12 protein-coding genes are annotated in these 22,346 nt (G+C 66.7%); 10 read left to right on the top strand and 2 right to left on the bottom strand.

Annotated features, from left to right (window positions below; translation table 11 throughout):
• Positions 1–943 precede the first annotated feature (943 nt).
• Both GGR66_RS01220 and gshB read right to left on the bottom strand, forming a co-directional pair.
• Positions 944–1,825, bottom strand: a complete 882-nt coding sequence (locus tag GGR66_RS01220; protein ID WP_167087983.1) for an energy transducer TonB — start codon at positions 1,823–1,825, stop codon at positions 944–946.
• Positions 1,822–2,772, bottom strand: a complete 951-nt coding sequence (gene gshB / locus GGR66_RS01215; RefSeq protein WP_184446929.1) for a glutathione synthase — start codon at positions 2,770–2,772, stop codon at positions 1,822–1,824. The genes GGR66_RS01220 and gshB overlap by 4 nt, the downstream gene beginning before the upstream one ends.
• Positions 2,773–3,014: 242 nt before the next feature.
• On the opposite strand from gshB, the gene pilG reads away from it, so the two are divergent.
• The 10 genes from pilG (at position 3,015) to GGR66_RS01165 (ending at position 22,341) form a co-directional block, all read left to right on the top strand.
• Positions 3,015–3,416 carry a twitching motility response regulator PilG gene (gene pilG / locus GGR66_RS01210; RefSeq protein WP_003472648.1) on the top strand — a complete coding sequence of 134 codons (402 nt, stop codon included), beginning with the start codon at positions 3,015–3,017 and terminating at the stop codon, positions 3,414–3,416.
• Positions 3,417–3,434: 18 nt separating this feature from the next.
• On the top strand, positions 3,435–3,797 hold the full coding sequence (locus tag GGR66_RS01205) for a response regulator (RefSeq protein WP_026144622.1): 363 nt from the start codon (positions 3,435–3,437) through the stop codon (positions 3,795–3,797).
• 1 nt (position 3,798) lies between these two features.
• Positions 3,799–4,329: a chemotaxis protein CheW gene (locus tag GGR66_RS01200; protein ID WP_160965644.1), complete on the top strand. Its 531-nt coding sequence runs from the start codon at positions 3,799–3,801 to the stop codon at positions 4,327–4,329.
• A 40-nt stretch (positions 4,330–4,369) separates the two neighbouring features.
• Complete coding sequence (locus GGR66_RS01195; RefSeq protein WP_184446928.1) at positions 4,370–6,406, top strand: methyl-accepting chemotaxis protein; 2,037 nt, start codon at positions 4,370–4,372, stop codon at positions 6,404–6,406.
• Between the two features lie 111 nt (positions 6,407–6,517).
• Positions 6,518–13,786: an Hpt domain-containing protein gene (locus tag GGR66_RS01190; protein ID WP_184446927.1), complete on the top strand. Its 7,269-nt coding sequence runs from the start codon at positions 6,518–6,520 to the stop codon at positions 13,784–13,786.
• Positions 13,773–15,110, top strand: a complete 1,338-nt coding sequence (locus GGR66_RS01185) for a chemotaxis protein CheB (RefSeq protein ID WP_184446926.1) — start codon at positions 13,773–13,775, stop codon at positions 15,108–15,110. Before GGR66_RS01190 ends, GGR66_RS01185 begins: the two co-directional genes overlap by 14 nt.
• Positions 15,111–15,183: 73 nt before the next feature.
• Positions 15,184–15,660 carry a chemotaxis protein CheW gene (locus GGR66_RS01180; RefSeq protein WP_184446925.1) on the top strand — a complete coding sequence of 159 codons (477 nt, stop codon included), beginning with the start codon at positions 15,184–15,186 and terminating at the stop codon, positions 15,658–15,660.
• Between the two features lie 134 nt (positions 15,661–15,794).
• Entirely contained in the window at positions 15,795–20,609 is a 4,815-nt protein-coding gene (locus tag GGR66_RS21080) for an RHS repeat domain-containing protein (RefSeq protein WP_255421545.1), read from the top strand.
• A complete protein-coding gene (locus GGR66_RS01170) occupies positions 20,602–21,135 on the top strand; it encodes an SEL1-like repeat protein (RefSeq protein ID WP_184446924.1) in 534 nt (177 codons plus the stop codon). Before GGR66_RS21080 ends, GGR66_RS01170 begins: the two co-directional genes overlap by 8 nt.
• 141 nt (positions 21,136–21,276) lie before the next feature.
• Entirely contained in the window at positions 21,277–22,341 is a 1,065-nt protein-coding gene (locus tag GGR66_RS01165) for a N(4)-(beta-N-acetylglucosaminyl)-L-asparaginase (protein ID WP_184446923.1), read from the top strand.
• Positions 22,342–22,346: the final 5 nt, after the last annotated feature.

Below are 22,346 nucleotides of genomic sequence, written 5' to 3'. Positions count from 1 at the left end.
GTGGGGCGGGGACCGCCGCGCCGACTCGAATCCGCCCGTCCTGGATGATGCGGTGTGCGCGGTAACGTTCCCCCGCTCCATTAACCTTAATGGGACGCCATCACAGAAATGCCGCGTCGTTATGTCGGCGGCAGCAATGGTTATGTCGCTCCCCCGCCGGGTGTTCCGGGCGGCCGTACCCTCACCCCAACCCCTCTCCCGAGGGGAAAGGGGCAGCGCTTCCCTTCTCCCCTCGGGAGAAGGTGCCCCGAAGGGGCGGATGAGGGTACGGGCAAAGCCTCGACCTGTTTGCGACCGCCAGGCGTTGCGGCGGCCGTACCCTCACCCCAGCCCCTCTCCCGGTGGGAGAGGGGCGAGCGCTTCTCCTTCTCCCCTCGGGAGAAGGTGCCCCGAAGGGGCGGATGAGGGTACGGGCGAAGCCTCGACCTGTTTGCGATCACCAGGCTTTGCGGGCGGCCGTACCCTCACCCCAACCCCTCTCCCGGTGGGAGAGGGGCTGCGCTTTCCTTCTCCCCTCGGGAGAAGGTGCCCCGAAGGGGCGGATGAGGGTGCGGGGCGAAGCCTCGATCTGTTTGCTACCGCCAGGCGTTGCGGGCGGCCGTATCCTCACCCCAACCCCTCTCCCGGTGGGAGAGGGGCAGCGCCTTTCCTTCTCCCCTCGGGAGAAGGTGCCCCGAAGGGGCGGATGAGGGTACGTGCGAAGCCTCGACCTGTTTGCGACCACGAGGCTTTGCGGGCGGCCGCACCCTCACCCCAACCCCTCTCCCGGTGGGAGAGGGGCGAGCGCTTCTCCTTCTCCCATCGGGAGAAGGTGCCCCGAAGGGGCGGATGAGGGTACGGGGCGAAGCCTTGACCTGTTTGCGACCGCCAGGCGTTGCGGGCGGCCGGACCCTCACCCCAACCCTCTCCCCGCGGGAGAGGGGCTACTGCCTGTACTCGCAACTCAGCGGTCGTCGACCAGGCTGCCGCCGGGCAGGAACACCCAGGTGCGGGTGACCTGCAGGATGTCGATGTTGTCGTCGGTGCGCGGCAGCGGCGGGAACGGCTGCGCCAGCTGCACGATCCGCAGTGCGGCGGCATCGAGCATCGGCACGCCGCTGGAGCGCAGGATGCGGCTGCTTTCCAGGCTGCCGTCGCGGCGCACGCCGACGCTGATCACCACCTGGCCGCCGAGCCGGCGTCGCCGCGCTTCGTCGGGATAGTTGAGGTTGCCGACGCGCTCGGCGCGGTCGACCCAGGCGCGCAGGTAGTTGGCGTAGGCGTATTCGCGGGTGCTGGCGGAGACGAACTTGCGGTTCGGGCGCTTGGCGTACTGCTCCGAGCGCAGGTGCACTTCGGCCGCCAGTCGCGCCATTTCGGCATCGCGCTGTTCGCGCTGCGCGTCCACCGGCCGCTGCGGCTCATCGGTGCGCGGCTGGGTCTGGGCCGCCGGCAGCCGTTGCTCGCCGCGCGCGCTGCTGACCACGCGCGGGGTCGGCTCCGGTGCGGCGGCCGCGGTCTGCGCGCGCAGCGCTTGCGGCGCCAGACCGTCCTGGCGCTGCGGCACCACGCCCGGCTGGCTGTCGCGTGGGCGCTGGGGTTTGTCGTGGTCGCCGCCGCCCTGCTGGTTGGCCTGGGCCAGGAAGTCGGCCTGTTTCGGCGTCAGCGGCGTGCTGGTCTGGCTGAAGATCACGTCCAGGGTCGGCACCAGCGGTGCGTCGTCGTCGATCGCAAAGCCCACGCCGAGGATCAGCAGCCCGTGCACGATCAGCGACAGCACCAGGGTGGCGCTGAGCCGTTCGCGCTCGCCGATGCGCGGCGCGGGCGTCGCGGCGGCCGCGCTCATCGCGCCGGGTAGGCCTCGATGGCGTCGAACAGCAGCCCGGCGATGTTGAGCCCGAACTGCGCGTCCAGCTCGCGCACGCAGGTGGGGCTGGTGACGTTGACCTCGGTGAGGTAATCGCCGATCACGTCCAGGCCGACGAAGCGCATGCCGCGCCGCTTCATCTCCGGGCCGACCTGGGCAGCGATCCAGCGATCGCGCTCGCTCAGCGGGCGGCCTTCGCCGCGGCCGCCGGCGGCCAGGTTGCCGCGGAACTCGTCGCCCTGCGGAATCCGCGCCAGGCAGTAGTCCACCGCCACGCCATCGACCAGCAGGATGCGCTTGTCGCCGGCGCTGATGTCCGGGATGAAGCGCTGCGCCAGGGCCAGCTTGCGGCCGCCGTCGGTCAGCGTCTCCAGGATCACGTTGAGGTTGGGGTCGCCGGTGCCGCTGCGGAAGATCGAGCGCCCACCCATGCCGTCCAGCGGCTTCAGCACCGCCTGGCCGTGCTCGAGCACGAAGGCCTTCAGCGTGGCGGCGTCGCGGCTGACCAGGGTCGGCGGGCAGCATTGCGGGAACAGCAGGGCGGCCAACTTCTCGTTGAAGTCGCGCAGGCCCTGCGGGTCGTTGACCACCTGCGCGCCGGCGCGCTGGGCCACGCTCAGCACGTGGGTGTCGTAGAGGAACTCGGCATCGAACGGCGGGTCCTTGCGCATCAGCACCACCTGGCCGGGCCCGAACGTCAGCTCGGCGAACGCGTCCAGCTCGAACCAGCCGGCCTTGTCGTCGCGCACCCGCAGCGGCGCGGCCTGGGCCAGCGCGCGGCCGTCGCGCAGGGTCAACCCGCCCGGCCGCACGTAGTGCAGTCGATGCCCGCGGCGCTGCGCTTCCAGCAGCATCGCGAAGGTCGTGTCTTTGGCGATCTTGATGCTGGCGATGGGGTCCATCACCACGATGACATCGAACGGCATGGGGGCACCTGAGAGACTGAGCGGAAGATGGTAGCGGGTCGGCGGACGCGCCGCGCACCGGGTGTCGGGCGCGGCCGCGCGGTGTCGCACGTTATCCGCAAAACTGTGACATAGTTTGTGCTGTTACGTGGTTCAACGCAGACCGGCAGCGGCGGCCTTGACAGTCGCAGCGGGTCTTGGGATACATGGCGTTTCGCAGCGAAGCCGGATCCGATGAAGCGTCGCGCGCTTGGGGGCAAGTGATGAGTGAAAACACGACTGCGGGTGGGGAACTCGCAGGCTTGCGGGTGATGGTGATCGACGATTCGAAAACAATCCGTCGTACCGCCGAAACATTGCTGAAGCGCGAAGGGTGCGAAGTGGTGACGGCCACCGACGGCTTCGAGGCCTTGGCCAAGATCGCCGACCAGCAGCCGCAGATCATTTTCGTGGACATCATGATGCCGCGGCTGGACGGCTATCAGACCTGCGCGCTGATCAAGGGCAACCAGCTGTTCAAGGCCACGCCGGTGATCATGCTGTCCTCCAAGGACGGCCTGTTCGACAAGGCGCGCGGGCGCATCGTCGGGTCCGAGCAGTACCTCACCAAACCCTTCACACGCGAAGAGCTGCTGGGCGCGATCCGTACATACGTCAACGCCTGACCAGGGGGAAAGGCAGCAATGGCCCGTATCTTGTTGATCGAGGACTCACCGACCGACCGGGCGGTGTTTACGCAATGGCTGGAAAAAGCCGGGCATCAGGTGCTGTCCACCGACAACGCGGAGGACGGGATCAAGCTGGTGCGCGAGCAGGCGCCGAACCTGGTGCTGATGGACGTGGTGCTGCCGGGCATGAGCGGCTTCCAGGCCACCCGCGCGCTGTCGCGCGACGAGGCCACCCGGCACATTCCGGTGCTGATCATCAGCACCAAGAGCATGGAGACCGACAAGGTCTGGGGCATGCGCCAGGGCGCCACCGACTACATCGTCAAGCCGCCGCGGGAAGACGAGCTGATCGCCCGCATCAAGCAACTGGTGGGCTGACATGCGCTCGCCCTTCGACATCCTCGAGGCCTACGAGCGGCGCAGCCTGGCGCACGCCGTGCAGATGCCCGAACGCGCGTTCGACGACGACGTCTGGCGCGGGGTCGGCTACCGCGTCGGCAAGCGCCACCTGGTGTCGGATTTTCGCGAAGTGGTGGAGATCGTGCGCATGCCGCCGGTCACCCCGGTGCCGGGCGCGCAGCCGTGGCTGCTCGGCGTGGGCAACCTGCGCGGCAACCTGTTCCCGGTGGTCGACCTGAAGCAGTTCCTGGAAGGCGAGCGCACCACGCTGCAGGAAGGCCAGCGCGTGCTGATCATGCGCCAGAGCGGCGGCGACGTGGCCCTGACCATCGACGAACTGTTCGGCCAGCGCAGTTTCACCGAGGCGCAGGCGGTGGAGCCGGGCGATCTGGCCCAGGGCCGCTACGCGCATTTCATCGACCGCGCCTTCCGCGGCGACGCCCAGGACTGGGGCGTGTTCTCCCTGTCGCTGCTGTCGCGCACCCCCGAATTCCGGCAAGCCGCCGCCTGAGCGCGCGCGCTGCCTCCGCATCGAAGACCGAGGTCGCATCATGAGTACTGCTCCGGACGCCCGCAAGGCCAGCAAGCTCGGCAGCGTGGGCACGAGTTTCTGGCTGGGCCTGCTGGCGTTGTCGCTGGTCGTGTTCGGCGCCAACACCGGCGTGGCCACCTGGCAGGGCAACCGCCTGGCCGGCGCCAGCACCGGCGCGGCCGACCTGCAGGTGCTGTCGCAACAGCTGGCCAATCAGGCCCGCGACGCGGTGTCCGGCAACGCCGAGACCTTCAAGCAGTTCAAGCAGACCAAGGCGAAGGTGGAAACCACCGTCGCCGAGCTCAACGCGCGCTACGCCAACGAGACCGGTGTGTCCGGGCCGTTGCAGACCCTCACCGGCACCTGGGCGCCGCTGGCCAAGAACGCGCAGCAGGTGGTGGACAGCGAACCGGCGGTGCTGGCGCTGGCCGGCAATGCCGACCGCTTCGTCGGCGGCGTGCCGCAGCTGCAGGCGCAGTTGAACGAGGTGGTGCGCGCGATGACCGTGGGCGGCGCCCCCGCCGCGCAGATCTACAACACCCTGCAGCAGGTGGTGGTGGCCGGCACCATGGCCCGCCGCGTCACCGAAATGCGTGCTGGCGGCCGCGGCGCGGCCAGCGCCGGCGACGCGCTGGCGCGCGACGCGGTGGTGTTCGGGCAGATGCTCGAGGGCCTGCGCAACGGCAACGAGGAACTGGGCATCGCCCCGGTGCGCAACCCCGCCGCGCTGGCCGCGCTGGAGCAGTCGCAGGCGCAGTGGGCGGAGATGAAGAAGGACCTGGACGCGCTGCAGGCCAGCTCGCGCAGCCTGTTCGCCGCGCAGTCCGCCGCAGCGGCGCTGACCGCCGGCTCGGGCAAGATGCTGGAGGACAGCAAGAAACTGTTCGACGCGTTCTCCGCGTTCGGCTCCACCCGCGACACCCGGTGGTTCCCGAACTTCTGGCTGGGCGTGATCTCCGGCCTGCTGGCGCTGCTGTCGATCGTCGGCTTCGTCTGGACCACGGTGCGCAGCCGCAGCCGCGAGCAGGAAATCCGCCTGCAGACCCAGGTCGAATACAACAGCCGCAACCAGCAGGCGATCATGCGCCTGCTCGACGAAATCAGCTCGCTCGGCGAAGGCGACCTGACGGTCAAGGCCTCGGTCACCGAGGACATGACCGGCGCCATTGCCGACGCGATCAACTACGCCGTCGACGAACTGCGCCACCTGGTGACCACCATCAACGACACCTCGGCCAAGGTCGCCGTGTCCACCGAGGAAACCCAGGCCACCGCGCGGCAGCTGGCCGAGGCGGCGGGGCACCAGGCCGAGCAGATCGGTTCGGCCTCCGAGCGCATCAACGAAATCGCCGCCAGCATCGAGCAGGTCTCGCGCAACTCCACCGAATCGGCGGAAGTGGCGCAGCGTTCGGTGGTGATCGCGGCCGAGGGCGCCGGCGTGGTCCGCGAGACCATCCAGGGCATGGACCAGATCCGCGACCAGATCCAGGAGACCTCCAAGCGCATCAAGCGCCTGGGCGAGTCGACCCAGGAAATCGGCTCGATCGTGGAACTGATCAACGACATTTCCGAGCAGACCAACATCCTGGCGCTCAACGCCGCGGTGCAGGCCGCCTCGGCCGGCGAGGCCGGCCGGGGTTTCGCCCTGGTCGCCGACGAAGTGCAGCGCCTGGCCGAACGCACCTCCGGCGCCACCCGCCGCATCGAGGGCCTGGTGCAGACCATTCAGGCCGATACCAACGAAGCGGTCAGCTCGATGGAGCAGACCACCTCCGAAGTGGTGTCCGGCGCGCGCCTGGCCGAGGACGCCGGCACCGCGCTGACCGAGATCGAGCGCGTGTCCAACGCGCTCAACACCCTCATCAAGAACATCTCCATCGCCGCGCACCAGCAGTCGGCGGCGGCGATCGACATCACCCAGACGATGGACGTGATCCGGCAGATCACCGGACAGACCTCGCAAGGCGCGGGACAGACCGCCGAATCGATCGGCCGCCTGGCGCAACTGGCGGCGGACCTGCGGCGCTCGGTCGCCGACTTCAAGCTGCCGGCGTAAGCGGGCCGGAACCGGGTGGAAGGAAGCGCACATGACGTACCGTGAACAACTCCCGCATCCCGTCGCCGCGCTCGCGCGGCACGGCGCGTGCCCGGCCGTGGAGACGCGGCGATGAGCGCGCTGCGCGATGCGATGAGCCATGCCGCGCTGGGCTGGGTCAAGCCGGAACTGGACGAGACCCTGCGCCAGGTGCGCGGCGAGATCGAAGCCTTCGTCGAGGAACCGGCCGACACCGGCCGCATGCGCTTCTGCGCCGGCTACCTGCACCAGGTGCAGGGCACCTTGCGCATGGTCGAGCTGTACGCGCCGGCGATGGTCGCCGAGGAGCTGGAACTGCTGGCGATCGCGGTGCAGAACGGCCAGGCGGCCGACCGCGACGAGGCGTGCGCCACGCTGATGCGCGGCACCGTGCTGCTGCCCGACTACCTGGAGCGCCTGCAGGACGGCCATCGCGACATTCCGATCGTGTTGCTGCCCTTGCTCAACGAGATCCGCGCCGCGCGCGGCGAAGCCGGCCTCAGCGAGGGCGCGCTGTTCGCGCTGGCGCCCGACGCGGCCGCTGCCACCGAGGCCGAGTTGGACCATGCGCGCGGCAGCCTCGCCGGGCGCAACCGCGAGCTGCTCGACACCGTCGGCACCGCGATCAAGGAAGAGCTGCTGCGGGTCAAGGACGCGCTGGACCTGCACCTGCGCACCGGCGGCGATGTCGCCGCGCTGCAGACCCAGGTCGATGAGCTGGGCAGCGTCGCCGATACCCTGGGCGTGATGGGCCTGGGCGTGGCGCGCAGCGTGGTGGTGCAGCAGCGCGACGCGCTGCGCAGCATCGTCGACGGCACCCGCGCCGCCGACGAAGGCCTGTTGCTGGATATCGCCGGCGCGCTGCTGTACGTGGACGCCTCGCTCGACGACCAGGTCGCCTACCTGGGCGCCGGCGGCGACGTGCACGACGACGCCAGCGCCGCCGAGGCGCGGCGCACGGTGGAAGTGCTGGCGCACGAGGCCATCGCCAACTTCGGCAGCGCCCGCGAGCATTTCGTCGCCTTCATCGAGACCAACTGGGACCATGCGCGTCTGGACGAGGTGCCGCGCCTGCTCGGCGAGGTCGCCGGCGCCTTGCGCATGCTGGAACTGCCGCAGCCGGCCGACTACCTGGAAGGCGTGCGCCGTTACGTCGCCACCGAACTGATCGGCAAGCGCCGCGTGCCCAGCGGCCGCCAGCTCGACACCCTGGCCGACGCGATGGCCAGCCTCGAGTACTACCTGGAGGCGCTGCGCGAGCGTCGCCCCGGGCGCGAGGAGATCCTCGACATCACGCGCAGCAGCCTGGAAGCGCTGCGCTACTGGCCGTTGCCCGAGACCGCACCGGCCGCGCCCGGCGTGTTGCCGACCGGAAGCGAAGCCACCGAGGCGGGCGAGCAGGTGCGGTCGACGTCGGCCGAGCCGATCGTCGAACCCGATGTCGCGACCATCGCCGCGCCGACCGTACCGGCCTGGGATCTGGCATCGGCCGAGGACACGCCGGACTTGGCGACGCGCGCACCGGACGCCACGCCGTCCGCACCGCAGGCACCGCAGTGGACCCTGGCGACGGACGAACCCGATACCGCGGCCGAACCCGTTTCCGTGCCGGCCGATGATGGCGCTGCGCGCGACGAACACGAGCACGAGCGCGAGTCCACGGCACCGTCGCAGGCGCTCAGTTTCGATCCGGTCGCGGCCGAACAGGACAGCTGGACCGGCACCGCCGAGCCGCTGCACATCAGCCTCGATTCGCTGGTGCTGGAACAGGACGCGCTGCGGCCGGAGACGCCGCCCGCGTTCGCGCAGGAAGACGATGCCGCAGCTGTACCTACGGCCTCCGTCTCCGATGTCGCCAGCTTCGATCCGGTGGCCGCCGAGTACACCGAGGAGGCGCAGACTGATACGCCGGCCACGTTGGCGGGCCTGGACGAACGCGACGATCCGAACCTGATCATCGTCGACGCGCCGGTTGCGGCGGAAGACACCGATGCGCTGGTCATCGAGCTGGAAGACGCGCCGGCGTTCGCCGAGGCGCCGACCGCCGCGGCCGACGAGGTTCATGAGCTCGACTGGCACGCGCCGTTGGCGGTACAGGACGACGACACGAGGTCTGCGCTGCCATCGGATCCGGTCGTCCTGGTTGACACCGAGGCGCATGACGGGCCTGCGCTTGCAGCCTCCCACGACGATGCCCATCGCGATGCGCCGGCCGATGCATCGTCGACGCCCGAACACGCCCAGTCGCTGTCGTCGACACCGCAGGACTCCGAAGCGGCACCGCAACATGTTGTGCCCGAGGCCGAGACCGACACCTCCGATGCCCATGCGCCTGCCGTGTCGGACGCCGAAGCCGCCTTCCTCGCCGACCTGGAAGCCGCGGCCGCGCAGTTCGATGTCACCTCTGCCGCGAGCAGCGGCGAGCATGCCGCCGCACCCGCCAGCGCGGAGGCGAGCGCCGCGCCCAGCACCGCGCCCGCGGCTGCAACGCCTGCCCTCGAGGCCGGCTTCATCGACGGCGATGGCGAGATCGACGACGAAATCCGCGCGGTGTTCCTCGAGGAATTCGACGAGGAACTGGTCAATCTCGGCGCACTGCTGCCGGCCTGGCGCGCCGCGCCCGGCCACACGGAAAGCCTGCGGCCGATCCGCCGCGTGTTCCATACCTTGAAGGGCAGCGGCCGCCTGGTCGGCGCGCGCGTGCTCGGCGAGTTCAGTTGGAAGATCGAGAGCATGCTCAACCGCGTGCTCGATGGGTCGCGCCCGGCCAGCCCGGCGGTGGTGGCCATGGTCGACCAGGCCTACGCCGTGCTGCCGCAGCTCAATGCCGCGCTGCGCGGCGAGGGCGCGGTGCAGGCCGATCTGGATGCGATCCAGGCGGTGGCCGAGCGCATCGCCGCCGGCGAGGAGGCCTTCTATTTCGCCACCCCGCAGGCTCCGGCCGCGCCGCGCGCGGGCACGCCGGCGTCGGTGGACAGCGTGCTGCGCGAGATCCTCGAAGCCGAGGTCGCCACCCACCTGGAGACCGTGCACGCCTGGCTGCAGCACGCGCCGCAACCGGCGACCGAAGCGCTGCTGCGCGCGATGCACACCATGAGCGGCGCGTTCGCGATGACCGACGTGCCGGAGATCACCGCGGTCACCGGCCCGGCCGAGAGCTACATCAAACGCGCACTGGCCGGCGGCAGCGTGCCGAGCGCCGAGGGCGTGCGTGCGCTCGAGGAGTCGGCGCGCGCCATCGCCGCCACCATTGCGGAACTGCAGGCGCCGTCGCCGGTGATTCCGCCGTTCACCGACCTGTCGCAGCGCCTGCGCGCATTGGTGGAGACGCTGCCGGAAGTGCAGTGGCCGCCGATCGCGTACGACGAGGACGACGAAGACCTGTCCGCGTCCGCACCGGCCGAGGCCGGCCTGGATGCGCAGGCCGTGCAGGCAGTGGAACTCACCGCGGCCGACGACCTGTCGGCGTTCGTGGGCGATGCCGCGCATCTGCACGAAACGCTGCCGGCGGACGAAGCGGCCACGCAGGCCGACGAGACCGATGCCGATCAGCGTACCGCTGACGTCCACGCGGACATGTCGTCCGCGCCGTCCTCGGACGCGGCACCGGAGACCACGCGGGCCGATGCCGAGGCTGCCATCGACGCTGATGCTGATGCGGCCATGCTGGCATCGGCGAGCGAGGACACGGCACCTGCAACGGATGTTTCCACGCAGGACCACCCGCCGACCGAGCACGCGACACCGGTCGAAGCGGCGGCGACATACGACGCGCGCGAGGCAGACGGGCAGGCAGCATTGGCGCAGGACGGCCAACTCGACGAACTGACGGTCGAGGCGCCGCTAAGCGTGGAGCAGGTGCCGGCCGAGCCGGCGCCGGAAGCGCTGGAGCCGGGCGCTGAGCGGGACGCGGAAGTGGATGCGGTTGTCGCCGATGCTGCCACCGACACGCCGATGGACGAGCAGGAACTGCAGGCGCCGGAGCACGATGGCGACGCGCAGGGTTCCGAGGATCGCCAGGCTGACGTACACGCCGAGGAGACCCAGGATGCGCCCGTGCACCCGCAGGATGCGCCGGCGCCGGATCATTCGGAAGCAGATCGCGACGCCGAGGCTCAGGCGACCGACGCGCAAGCCGAGGAAACCCGGGAGGTATTCGCGCACGGGCAGGATGCGCAAGCATCGGATCATTCGGCAGTGGACCGCGACGCCGAGGCGCACGCGACCGAAACGCAGGATGAGGCAACGCAGGAGACGCCCGCGAAAGCGCAGGAGTCCGATCACACTGCAGCGGACCATGATGCCGACGAACATGCGACCGACGCACAGGCGAGCGACATCCAGGATGCGTCTGCAGACGGGCAGGATGCGCATGCATCGGATCATGATGATGCGCACCACGACGCCGACGCGCCCGCAGACGACGCCGATCAAGCGCACGAGCAGCAGCTCAACGAAGACGCGCCTGCGATCGGCTTGCGCCAGCAGCCGTTGGCGCCGTCGAGCGGCTGGCGCCACGACGGCGCGGCCTCGGCCAACGACGACACCGAGGCCGCCGCCGAGCATGGCGACGCCGCCCCGGATGCCGCGTCGCACGCGGACGAGGTGACAGGCGAGGGCGGTGCCGCGTCCGACGCCAACGAGGCGGTGGGCGAGCACACTGACGCCGACGCGGATGCGGCGCACGTCGAGCCGGCCGATGTGGCGGCGCAAAGCGCATCGCACGACGCTGGCGGCGAAGCGGATGACGCCGCGCACGCACCCTCGTCCGACGACGCAGCCGCGACTGACCCGTATCACGCGACCGCCGACGCGGCGCATGATGCGCCCGAGGACGACGCGACTCGGAACGACACGACCACGTCGGCGGATGCCGACACAGCGGCCTTTGCCGACAGCACGCAGCACGACACCCACACCGACGCGGAAACAGCCGATTCCGCGCAGGCCCCGGTCGACAGCGCGCCTGCCGATCTGCCGGCGGCCGATCTCGGTCCGTTGGATTTCGCCGACCTCGACCGCGAGCTGGTCGATATCTTCGTCGACGAAGGCAAGGACCTGCTCGACCATTGCGATCGCCTGGTCGCCCAGCTGCGCGCCGCGCCGCAGGATCGCGACGTGCTCGGCGGCCTGCAGCGCGACCTGCACACGCTCAAGGGCGGCGCGCGCATGGCCGGGATCAACGCCATCGGCGACCTCGGCCACGGCATCGAGTCCTTGCTGGAGGCGGTCGCCGCCCATCGCACCGAACTCGACCGCCAGGACGTGCAGTTGCTGGAACGCGGCTTCGATCGCCTGCACCAGTTGCTGACCCTGACCGGCAACCACCGTGCGGTGGCGATGCCGCAGGAACTGATCGGCGCGTTCGACGCGCGCACGCACGGGCGGGCGCCCACCGCCGTCGGCGACACCGAGCGCGTTGCTGCGGCGCCGGTGACGGTGGCCGACTCCGCCCCGGCCGACACCGCTCTGGCGGCCGTGCCGGCGCCACTGTCGGCACCGCTGCCGGTGGAGGGCACGCTCGACGACGAGTCGATGCTCGCGCGGCCGATGCAGGAACAGGTGCGCGTGCGCGCCGACCTGCTCGACCGCCTGGTCAACAATGCCGGCGAAGTGGCGATCTACCGCTCGCGACTGGAGCAGCAGTTGGGCGCGTTCCGCGGCGCGATGGCCGAACTGGACCGCACCAATGCGCGTCTGCGCGACCAGTTGCGGCGTCTTGATCTGGAAACCGAGGCGCAGATCGTCGCCCGCTACCAGCGCGAACAGGACCAGGCCGAGCAGAGCTTCGACCCGCTGGAGCTGGACCGCTTCTCCACGCTGCAGCAGCTCAGCCGCGCGCTCAACGAGTCCGCGGCCGACTTGGGTGGCCTGCAGGGCGTACTCGACGACCTGGCGCGACAGTACGACGGCCTGCTGCAGCAGCAGTCGCGCGTCAGTTCCGAGCTGCAGGATGGGCTGATGCGCGCGCGCATGGTGCCGTTCGACGGCCTGGTGCCGCGGCTGCGGCGCGTGGTACGCCAGGCCGCCAGCGAAACCGGCAAGCAGGTGCATCTGAGCCTGGAAGGCACCCACGGCGAACTCGACCGCAACGTGCTCGACCGCATGGTCGCGCCACTGGAGCACATGCTGCGCAACTCGGTCGCGCACGGCCTGGAAGCGCCGGAACAGCGGCGTGATGCGGGCAAGGCGGAGGAGGGCAACATCGCCATCCGCCTGCGCCGCGAAGGTTCGGAAATCGTGCTGGAAGTGGCCGACGATGGCGCCGGGCTCGACCGCGAGGCGATCCGCCGCCGTGCCGAGCAGCGCGGGCTGATCGCCGCCGACGCGGCGCTGTCCGACGACGAACTGGATGCGCTGATCTTCGCGCCCGGGTTCAGCACCTACGACCAGGTCAGCCAGCTGGCCGGACGTGGCGTGGGCATGGACGTGGTGCGCAACGAAGTGCGCCAGCTCGGCGGCTCGGTGGACATCCACTCGGTGCGCGGCCAGGGCGTCACCTTCACCCTGCGCCTGCCGCAGACCCTGGCGGTGACCCAGGCGGTGTTCGTGCAGATCGGCGACACCACCTTCGCGGTGCCGGTGGCCTCGGTCAGCGGCATCGGCCGCATCGGCCGCGAACGCTTCGAAGCCGGCACCGGCGGCTACCGCTACAGCAACGAGGAGTACGCGCTGTACGACCTCGGCTCGCTGGTCGGGCAGGCGCCGGCGCGCGCCGAAGGCCAGGCACAGGTGCCGTTGTTGCTGGTGCGCGCGGGCGACCTGCGCGCGGCGGTGGCGATCGACCAGGTGCTCGGCAACCGCGAAATCGTGGTCAAGCCGGTCGGCCTCCAGATCGCGTCGGTGCCCGGCATCTACGGTGCCACCATCACCGGCGACGGCCGCGTGGTGGTGATCCTCGACATCGCCCCGCTGGTGCGCCGCTACCTGGCGCAGCCGCTGCGGCCGGTGGTGGAGGCCGCGCCGACCGAACAGCGCCGCGTACCGCTGGTGATGGTGGTCGACGACTCGCTGACCATGCGCAAGGTCACCGGCCGCGTGCTGGAACGGCACAACTTCGACGTGGTGTCCGCGCGCGACGGTGTTGAGGCGCTGGAGCGTCTGGAAGAGCGCGTGCCCGACCTGATGCTGCTGGACATCGAGATGCCGCGCATGGACGGCTACGAACTGGCGACCGCGATGCGCGCCGACCCGCGTTACGCCGCCGTGCCGATCGTGATGATCACTTCGCGCAGCGGCGAAAAGCACCGCCAGCGCGCCTTCGAACTGGGCGTGCAGCGCTACCTCGGCAAGCCTTACCAAGAGTTGGATCTGATGCGCAACGTCTACGACCTGCTGGGGATCGCCCGTGTTCGCGAATGACGGCGACGCTGCCTCCACGCCGGTCGCGTTGCTAGCCCGTCCCGGCAAGGCGCGTGAGCGCCTGCGCGAAGCGTTGCACCTGGTCGGCGCGGCGATCGTGCTGGAAGACGACCCCGGCGCGATCGATGCGCAGACCCTGGCCGATGCCGCTCCCAGTGCGGTGCTGATCGCGCTGGAGCCGGCGATCGAGGATGCGCTGGAGCGCCTGGATGCGGCGCTGGCGCTGCCCGGCATCACCGTGATCTTCGACGAGGCCGAGCTGGCCGCGCGCCGCGAGGGCTGGGAAGCGCAGCGCTGGGCGCGGCATCTGGCCGCCAAGCTGCAAGGCCATCAGGACGTGCTGCCGCCCGGCCGCGAGACCGAGACCGGCCTGCAGCCGGAGCCGGGCCTGCCGGCGACGCCTGCGCAGTTGCACGACGCCGCGCCGATCGGCGTGCACGTCGACGAAGCTGCCAGCTTCGCGGAGGCCGCGCCGGAAGATGGCATGTACACCTGGCAGCCGCCGGCCGATGTCGCGCCTGGTTTCGAGGAACTGCAGTTCGCGCGCGCCGAAGCCGCTGCCAGCGAAGCGTCTGTGCAGCCGGCTGTGCCGCACGTCGATGCGACACCGGAGGCACCCGCCGCCACGCCCGCCGCGCTGCCGGCCAGTGCCTGGTCGCTGGTCGACGACGACGCGCCCTTGCTCGCCGCTGCGCCGCGTGCGCCACAGCACATCCCGCAGTTCTCCACCGAAGGCCTGTCGCTGGTCGCGCTGGAGTCGGAAGAGCCCGCGGCCACGAGCGGCTCCGGTACAGGCGCTGCCGCGCGCGGTGCGGTGCTGGTGATGGCCGGCATCGGCGGCCCCGACGCGATCCGTCGCCTGCTCGCCGCACTGCCGGAGCGCTTCCCGCTGCCGCTGCTGGTGCAGTTGCGCCTGGACGGCGGCCGCTACGGCAATCTGGTCAAGCAGATCGCCCGCGTGTCCGCGCTGCCGGTGTTGCTGGCCGAGGCCGGCGAGCCGGTCGCCCCCGGCAACGTCTACATCCTGCCCGACGACGTCGGCGTGCACGGCACGGCCGGCCTGCGCTTCGTCGCCCAGGACGCCGGCGCCTCCGTGGTCGCTGGCCTGCCGGCCGCGCACAGCGCAGTGCTGCTGCTCAGCGGCAGCGATCCGCAGCAGGTGGAGGCCGTGCTGGCGCTGGCCGCGCAGGGCGCCTGGGTGGCCGGGCAATCCGGCGACGGCTGCTACGACCCCGCCGCCGGCGCGCAACTGATCCTACAGGGCCATCCTGGCGGCGATCCGGCGCAACTGGCCCAGGCCTTGACCGCGCGGTGGAGCGGCTGAGCGAGGCGGCACACGCCATTTGCCGCTGCGCCCGCATCGCGCGTTTTTTTCGCTTTCAGGACGAAGTCATTCCATGAGCAGCTACGCCAGCAACGACGAAATCCGCGGTGTCCTGATCCTGGCCGGCAGCGAGCGCGTGCTGCTGCCCAACGCCACCATCGCCGAAGTGATGTCGCGCGTGCCGGTCGAACCGCTGCCCGACGCCCCGCACTGGCTGCTTGGCCAGATCGCCTGGTACGGCTGGAAAGTGCCGCTGGTCTCCTTCGCCCGCCTGACCGGCCTGGGCAACGAAATGGTCGCCGCCAACAACAAGATCGTCGTGCTCAAGGCCCTGTGCGGCAATCCCGACCTGCCCTACGTCGCCCTGCTGACCCAATCCTTCCCGCAACTGATTTCCGTCCCCCGCGACGGCCTGCTCGCCGACGCCTCCGAAGAAACCCTCCCGCCCGGCGTGCACATGCGCGTGCTGCTGGGCGAGCAGAGCGCGTTGTTGCCGGATCTTGAGGCGATCGAGGGGATGGTGGTGGAGCGGTTTGCGGCTGCGGGATGAATTTGTGTTCTTAATAAAGTATCAGATTGAAATTTGATTTGATCCAGGCTTGATAGGTCTGGAGTTCGGCGTGGAAAAATTGGGCTAATCTGACCGGCGCATGCTGATCTTATTGAGTGAAAGGAATTGTGACTATGAAATCAAGTGCTTCTATTCTGACTTTATTTTTAGGAGCGCTAAGTCTATGGTTTATTCCTTCGATGAATCTACACGCGCAAGCCTCTCAGTATTGCTATGGTGAATCGTGCTTTGCCAGCCTTACAGAGGCTGAGTCCTACATGCGCGGTCAAGCGGACCATGGGGCCTATTTGGAGCGATCGGGTTCCAGTGTAAAAAACCCCGGTAGTAACTCTCCCTCTCTTGTTATTTCTTATGCGGTGAAAAATCGTCCTCCTATTCGATTTTACGCCCCGGGCTATAGTAATGGAGCGAGCTCGCCAGGTGGTGCTCCGTTTTGTTCAAAAGCGGATGATCCCTATTTTGGATATGGAGGCATGTGCGCAAGTGAGGAGGAGATGAATGCAGAATTTATGGCCTACATGCGTCGGTCTTATCCGGACTGCTCATTAAGTAACGAAAGCTACCAGGGCTCTTATGCTGAGCCTTTTGTTTTCAGTAGTGCAGTGGGTGGGCATGGCCAGATAACCTTCGACACTCCGCAAGGAAGGTGGTTTCATTACGACATTCAATGTCCAAGTTGGCCGGCTAGTGATCCGCGCAAAAACCAATTGCAGAAATTTCAGAATTTTGATTGTGAGGCAGGATTTTGGCCGGTGTGGGGGTATAGTCCAGAGTACAATAACTCCGGGAATCCTGACTATATTGCGATTTGGCCAAATTTATGCACTGCAGGCCAAATTTATGCTTATATCGAGGTGCGGTCACCTCTAGGTATCACGCAGACATCATCGTGCGCTGCAAATTTGCATCCTTGTTTCCCAGCAACAGGCGACAAGTTGCGGGTAGAAGAGGATTTCGATTTTGCGGGTCGTCCCTTTGCGCGTTATTACCATTCTCTGCAGCAGATCCAGATCTCCGACACTATGGCCCAAGGCTGGGGTCATTCTTATTTGGAAAAAATTGGCTACGACGGTGTCCCTTATCTGATGTCAGCAGAGGGCTACTTTGAAAAATTCGTACTGTTGTCCGGCAATGCCTACCGCGGTTCTCGTAATGAATCCGACCTGTTGATCCGTCAGGGTAATACCTGGCTGCTTAAACGGCCTGGTGGAGAGCAAAGGACTTACAATACTGATGGACTATTGACGAACATCTTTTTCCAGGCGGCGCCTGACCGGAGTGTAAGTCTGTCATACCAAAAGGGACGCTTGCTCCAAGTAATGGATGGCTTGGGCCGCACGTTGTCGTTCTATTACGAAAACGGCTTGCTTTCTGCCCTAGCATTGAGCGACGGGAGCACGGTGCACTACGAGTACGATGCAGAGCGTAACCTCGCTGCTGTCGTGCGCCAGGATGGCAGTCGCCGTGAATACGTCTACAACGAGTCTGGCGCTGCACCGGCGTCGATACGTCATTTGTTGACCGGAATAGTAGAGGATGGCGTGCGCTATGCCTCTTTCACTTATGTCGATGACGGCAAGGTCGCTTCGAGCGGATTGCATGTCGATGCCGGGATGGTAGAGAAGACGACGTTGAACTACGTCGACAACGGTGCCGTGTTGGTTACTCAGCCTAATGGAACTAGCTATCAGTACACCATCGGCGCGGGAGCGTTTAGGCAAGTCACTGGTATCGTGGGGCCTAATTTATCTCTTTCGCGGACGTTTACCGATGATGGGCGTTTGGCGGCATCCGTCGATGGGAATGGCGTACGTAATACCTGGTCCTATGACGAATCCCTGAGTGGCGGCGGTTCGTCTATTACCGAAGTTGAGGCGGCAGGTAAAGCGGAGCAACGTACACGTACGCGGATACGTGACGCCGATAATCAGATTGTCCAGTTGCGGTCCTCCACATCGCAGGGTGTCAGTTCCATCACCAACTATGTGTACTCGGCGAATGGTGCCTTGTCTGCTCAGTGCACGATTGACCCAAGTAGCGCGAGCGCTTTGGCTTACAACTGTGGTTCCGCATCTGCACCACAAACTGGTGTTCGTCAGCAGTTGCTCAAGTATTGCTCAGCTGACGACGTCACTGGGAGTACTTGCCCAATGGCAGGGCTGCTGATGCAAAAGAGCGGTCCGCGGACAGACGTCGACGACGTCACCGGTTTTACTTATTACCCCACCGACGACAGTACCTGCTCCACATCTTCGGCCACCTGTTCGCACCGCAAGGGCGACCTGTGGAAGGTGACCAACGCGCTGGGCCAGGTCACCGAGTACTTGGCCTATGACGGCGCCGGTCGCGTGCTGTCGGTGAAGGACGCCAATGGCGTGGTCACCGACTACACCTATCACCCGCGTGGCTGGCTGACCGCCAGCAAGGTGCGTGGGGCCGACGACAGCAGCGAGAGCGACGATCGCATCACCTCGATCGACTACTGGCCGACCGGCCTGGTCAAGCAGGTGACGCAGCCCGATGGCGCGTTCACCCGCTTCACCTACGATGCCGCGCACCGGCTGACCGATATCGCCGACAACGCCGGCAACACCATCCACTACACCCTGGACAATGCCGGCAACCGATCCAAGGAAGACACCAAGGACGCGTCGGGCACGCTCAAGCGCACGCTCTCGCGGGTGTACAACCAGCTCGGCCAACTCGCGACGCAGGCCACTGCACAGGGCGACCCGACTGACTTCGGCTACGACGGCAACGGCAACACCAAGACCGTCACCGACGCGCTCGGTCATGTGACCCAGAACGACTACGACCCGCTCAACCGGCTGGCACGCACGCTGCAGGACGTGGGCGGCATCGCCGCCGAGACCAAGTTCGGTTACGACGCCCTGGACAACCTGACCAAGGTCACCGATCCCAAGGGCCTGGACACCACCTACGTCTACAACGGCCTGGGCGACCTGACCAAGCTCACCAGTCCGGATACCGGCAGCACGACCTACACCTACGACAGCGCCGGCAACCGCGCCACCCAGACCGATGCGCGCAACATCAAGACCAGCTACGGCTACGACGCGCTGAACCGCCTCACCCAGGTCACCTATCCGACCACCAGCCTCAACGTCAGCTACACCTACGACGTCAGCCAGAGCACCTGCGCCAGCGGCGAGACGTATGGCATCGGCCGCTTGACCCGGATGCAGGACGGCAGCGGCAGCACCGACTACTGCTACGACCGCTTCGGCGATCTGGTGCGCAAGGTGCAGACCACGAACGGCAAGGTGTTCGTGGTCCGCTACGCCTACACCAAGGCCGGGCAGCTGAGCCGGTTGACCTACCCGGATGGGGCGGTGGTGGACTACGTGCGCAATGCCCAGGGCCAGACCACTGAGGTCGGGGTGACCCCGCCTGGCGGTACAAGACAGGTGCTGCTGAACCAGGCCACCTACTATCCGTTCGGCCCGGTCGCCGGCTGGACTTACGGCAACGGCCGGCCGATGCAGCGCGTGCTGGACCAGGACTACCGCCCGCTGGCGGTCAACGACACCCGTAGCGACGGGTTGGCGGTGGGCTTCGCCTTCGACCCGGTCGGCAATCTCAGTGCACTGACCGCACCGGGAAATACCGCGCCGGTCATCAAACTGGACTACGACCCGCTGGGCCGGCTGACCGCGTTCAAGGACGGCCCGACCGATACGGTGATCGACGGCTATACCTACGACGCCACCGGCAACCGCCTCAGCGCCAAGGTCAACACCAGCACGCAGACCTACAGCTATCCGAGCACCAGCCATAGCCTCAGCAGCGTGGCCGGTACCGCACGGAGCTATGACGCGGCCGGCAACACCACGGCCATCGGTGGCACGGCAGTGCAGTACGTATATGGAGCAAATGGCCGGCTGACACAGGTCAAGCGCAGCGGCACGGTTGTGGCGAACTACGCTTACAACGGCCGCAGCGAGCAGGTACGGCGCGTTGGCAGCACCAACACGTACACCCTGTACGACGAGAGCGGCCATTGGCTGGGCGACTACGACAACGATGGCGCGGTCGTACAGCAGGCGATCTGGCTGGATGACCTGCCGGTCGGTGTGTTGGCCAAGACCACGCTGCGCTATGTGCAGCCGGATCACCTGGGTACCCCGCGCGCCGTGATCGACCCGGCCCGCGATGTGGCGATCTGGCGCTGGGACCTGAAGGGCGAAGCCTTCGGCAGCACCGCGCCGGACCAGGACCCGGACAAAGACGGCACCGCCTTTGTGCTCGATATGCGCTTCCCGGGCCAGCGCTATGACGCGCTGAGTGGACTCAATCAGAATTACTTTCGAGACTACGAGCCGGGCACGGGGCGCTATGTGCAGAGTGATTTAATTGGTTTGTCAGGTGGCGTCAGTACCTACAGCTATGTGTTCTCGATGCCGTTAGAAATGCGTGATGCATCAGGATTAGTGGCAGTGCCGTTGCCGGTGCCAATGCCCGGAATTCCACCTCCGCATCCTTTAGTTTGGGCTGCTCTGGGCGGCTTGGCTATTGGTGAAGGCTTTAACTATACTTATGAGTACTTTTCAGGAGGTAGTCCAGGGACTGATCTCTATGACTGGACACATCCTCAGTACTCGCAGTCTTCTGATGAGTCGGGTGTAGATGATATTCCCGCTTCGAAAGCGGTTCCTGTTCCTTATCCTGATAGATTTCGTGGTGGATTTAGTTGTATATGTCGCGCAAATCGAGATGGTCGTAGCCCCGATAACTGCTCTAATGGCGATCAGCAGTCGGCACTGGGTTATGGGCGAGGTGCTACCTTGTCCGAGGCGAAGAGAATGGCTGAAAAGAATGCCAAGGATAATCTTGGTGCAAAATCGACCCACCATGTTCAGTGCCGTTGTACCGGGCCTAAAGGGGATAGGATTATTCCGCATGGATAAGGATTCTCAACAGTCGTTGCTTGCGGATGCCAAATTGCTTATGGAGCGCGGTGAGTATGCTGGCGCTTATGAAAAGCTCGCTGATCTCGTGATCGAGGAAAATCCAGAGGCTCTATTTTTATGCTCAACCTTTAGCTCCTCTGTCGATGAAAGTGACAAGGATTTTGAAATAAGAAGTCTAAAATTTTTGACAAGGTCGGCACATCTTGGGTTCGCTCCTGCCATGTATGCTCTTGCTGTGTGTTATGCCAGCGGTGATTTGGTTGATCAGTCTGATGTTCAGGCTGCTCATTGGTATAAGGCGGCTGCCGAAAGTGGGAGCGATTCCGCAAAGCTTCACTACGCGATGGCTCTTTTGGATGGTATCGGTGTGCCTAAGGATTCAGCTGCTGGGTTAAGACTATTGCAGGAGCTTCTAGATTCTGGAAATGCAGAGATAGAGGCGGTGCTGCCTGAAATTAATGAGCGTTTTCCGGGCGGGTTGAGAAAGAGTCTCACTAGATTGGGATCTCACAGGGTGATGTGATGTTGATGAAAACTGATGCTTGGTGCATATGCAGGCGGGCCAAGGTGTCTGTACAGTCAAGCAAGAGGTTTAATCCCATTTCACTCTGCCGCATGATGTAAGGCTACGCCCCGCGCGCCCTCCCAACGCTGGAGCCTTCCCATGCCGCAACGCCGTCATTTCCTGAAAACAGCCGCTTTTGGCGCCCTGGCCGCCGGATTGGGCGGTGTGCTTCCTGGCGCACGCGCCGCCGTGCCCAAGGCGCAAGCCAAGACTGGTGTGGGGCCGCTGCCAAATGGTGCAGCACGGGTGATCTCGACTTGGGACTTCGGCGTCGCCGCAAACCAGGCGGCGTGGCAGGTGCTTTCGCGCGGCGGCGCGGCGCTGGATGCGGTGGAGGCCGGGGTGCGGGTGCCGGAGGCGGATCCGGACAATCACACGGTGGGGCTGGGCGGCTATCCGGACCGCGATGGGCGGGTCACGCTGGATGCCTGCATCATGGATCACACCGGCGGCTGCGGGTCGGTCGCGGCGTTGGAGGACATCGTGCATGCGATCTCGGTGGCGCGGCGGGTGATGGAGAAGACGCCGCACGTGATGCTGGTCGGCGACGGCGCGCTGCAGTTCGCGCTGGCGCAGGGCTTCGAGCGCACCAAGCTGCTCACGCCCGAATCGGAACTGGCGTGGAAGGAGTGGCTGAAGACCTCCCACTACGCGCCCGAGGCCAATATCGAGAACCGTGCCTATCGCCGCGGCACGCTGCCCGGCGGCAAGGACAACCACGACACCATCGGCATGCTGGCGCTGGATGCGCACGGCAATCTGTCCGGCGCCTGCACCACCAGCGGCATGGCCTGGAAGATGCACGGGCGGGTCGGCGACAGCCCGATCATCGGGGCAGGGCTGTACGTGGACAACGAGGTGGGTGGGGCGACCTCCACCGGCGTCGGCGAAGAGGTGATCCGCAACGTCGGCAGTTTCGCGGTGGTGGAGATGATGCGGCAGGGCAAGAGCCCGGCCGAGGCCTGCCGCGAGGTGGTGATGCGCATCGTGCGGCGCAAGCCGCAGCTCACCCGCGATCTACAGGTGGGCTTCCTGGCAATGAACAAGCGCGGTGAGGTCGGTGCGTTCGCGATCCAGCCCGGTTTCAGTTACGCGGTCTGCGATGCGCAGCGGCAGGATCTGCTGCTGCCCGGGCAGAGCCACTTCGCGGCGCCGGCGGCATGAGCGGG

This window comes from Xanthomonas sp. 3498, from assembly GCF_014199795.1.
GTDB classification, from domain to species: domain Bacteria; phylum Pseudomonadota; class Gammaproteobacteria; order Xanthomonadales; family Xanthomonadaceae; genus Xanthomonas_A; species Xanthomonas_A rydalmerensis.
The sequence above is the reverse complement of the archived record's forward strand: the minus strand, read 5'-3'. Positions and strand labels throughout refer to the sequence as shown.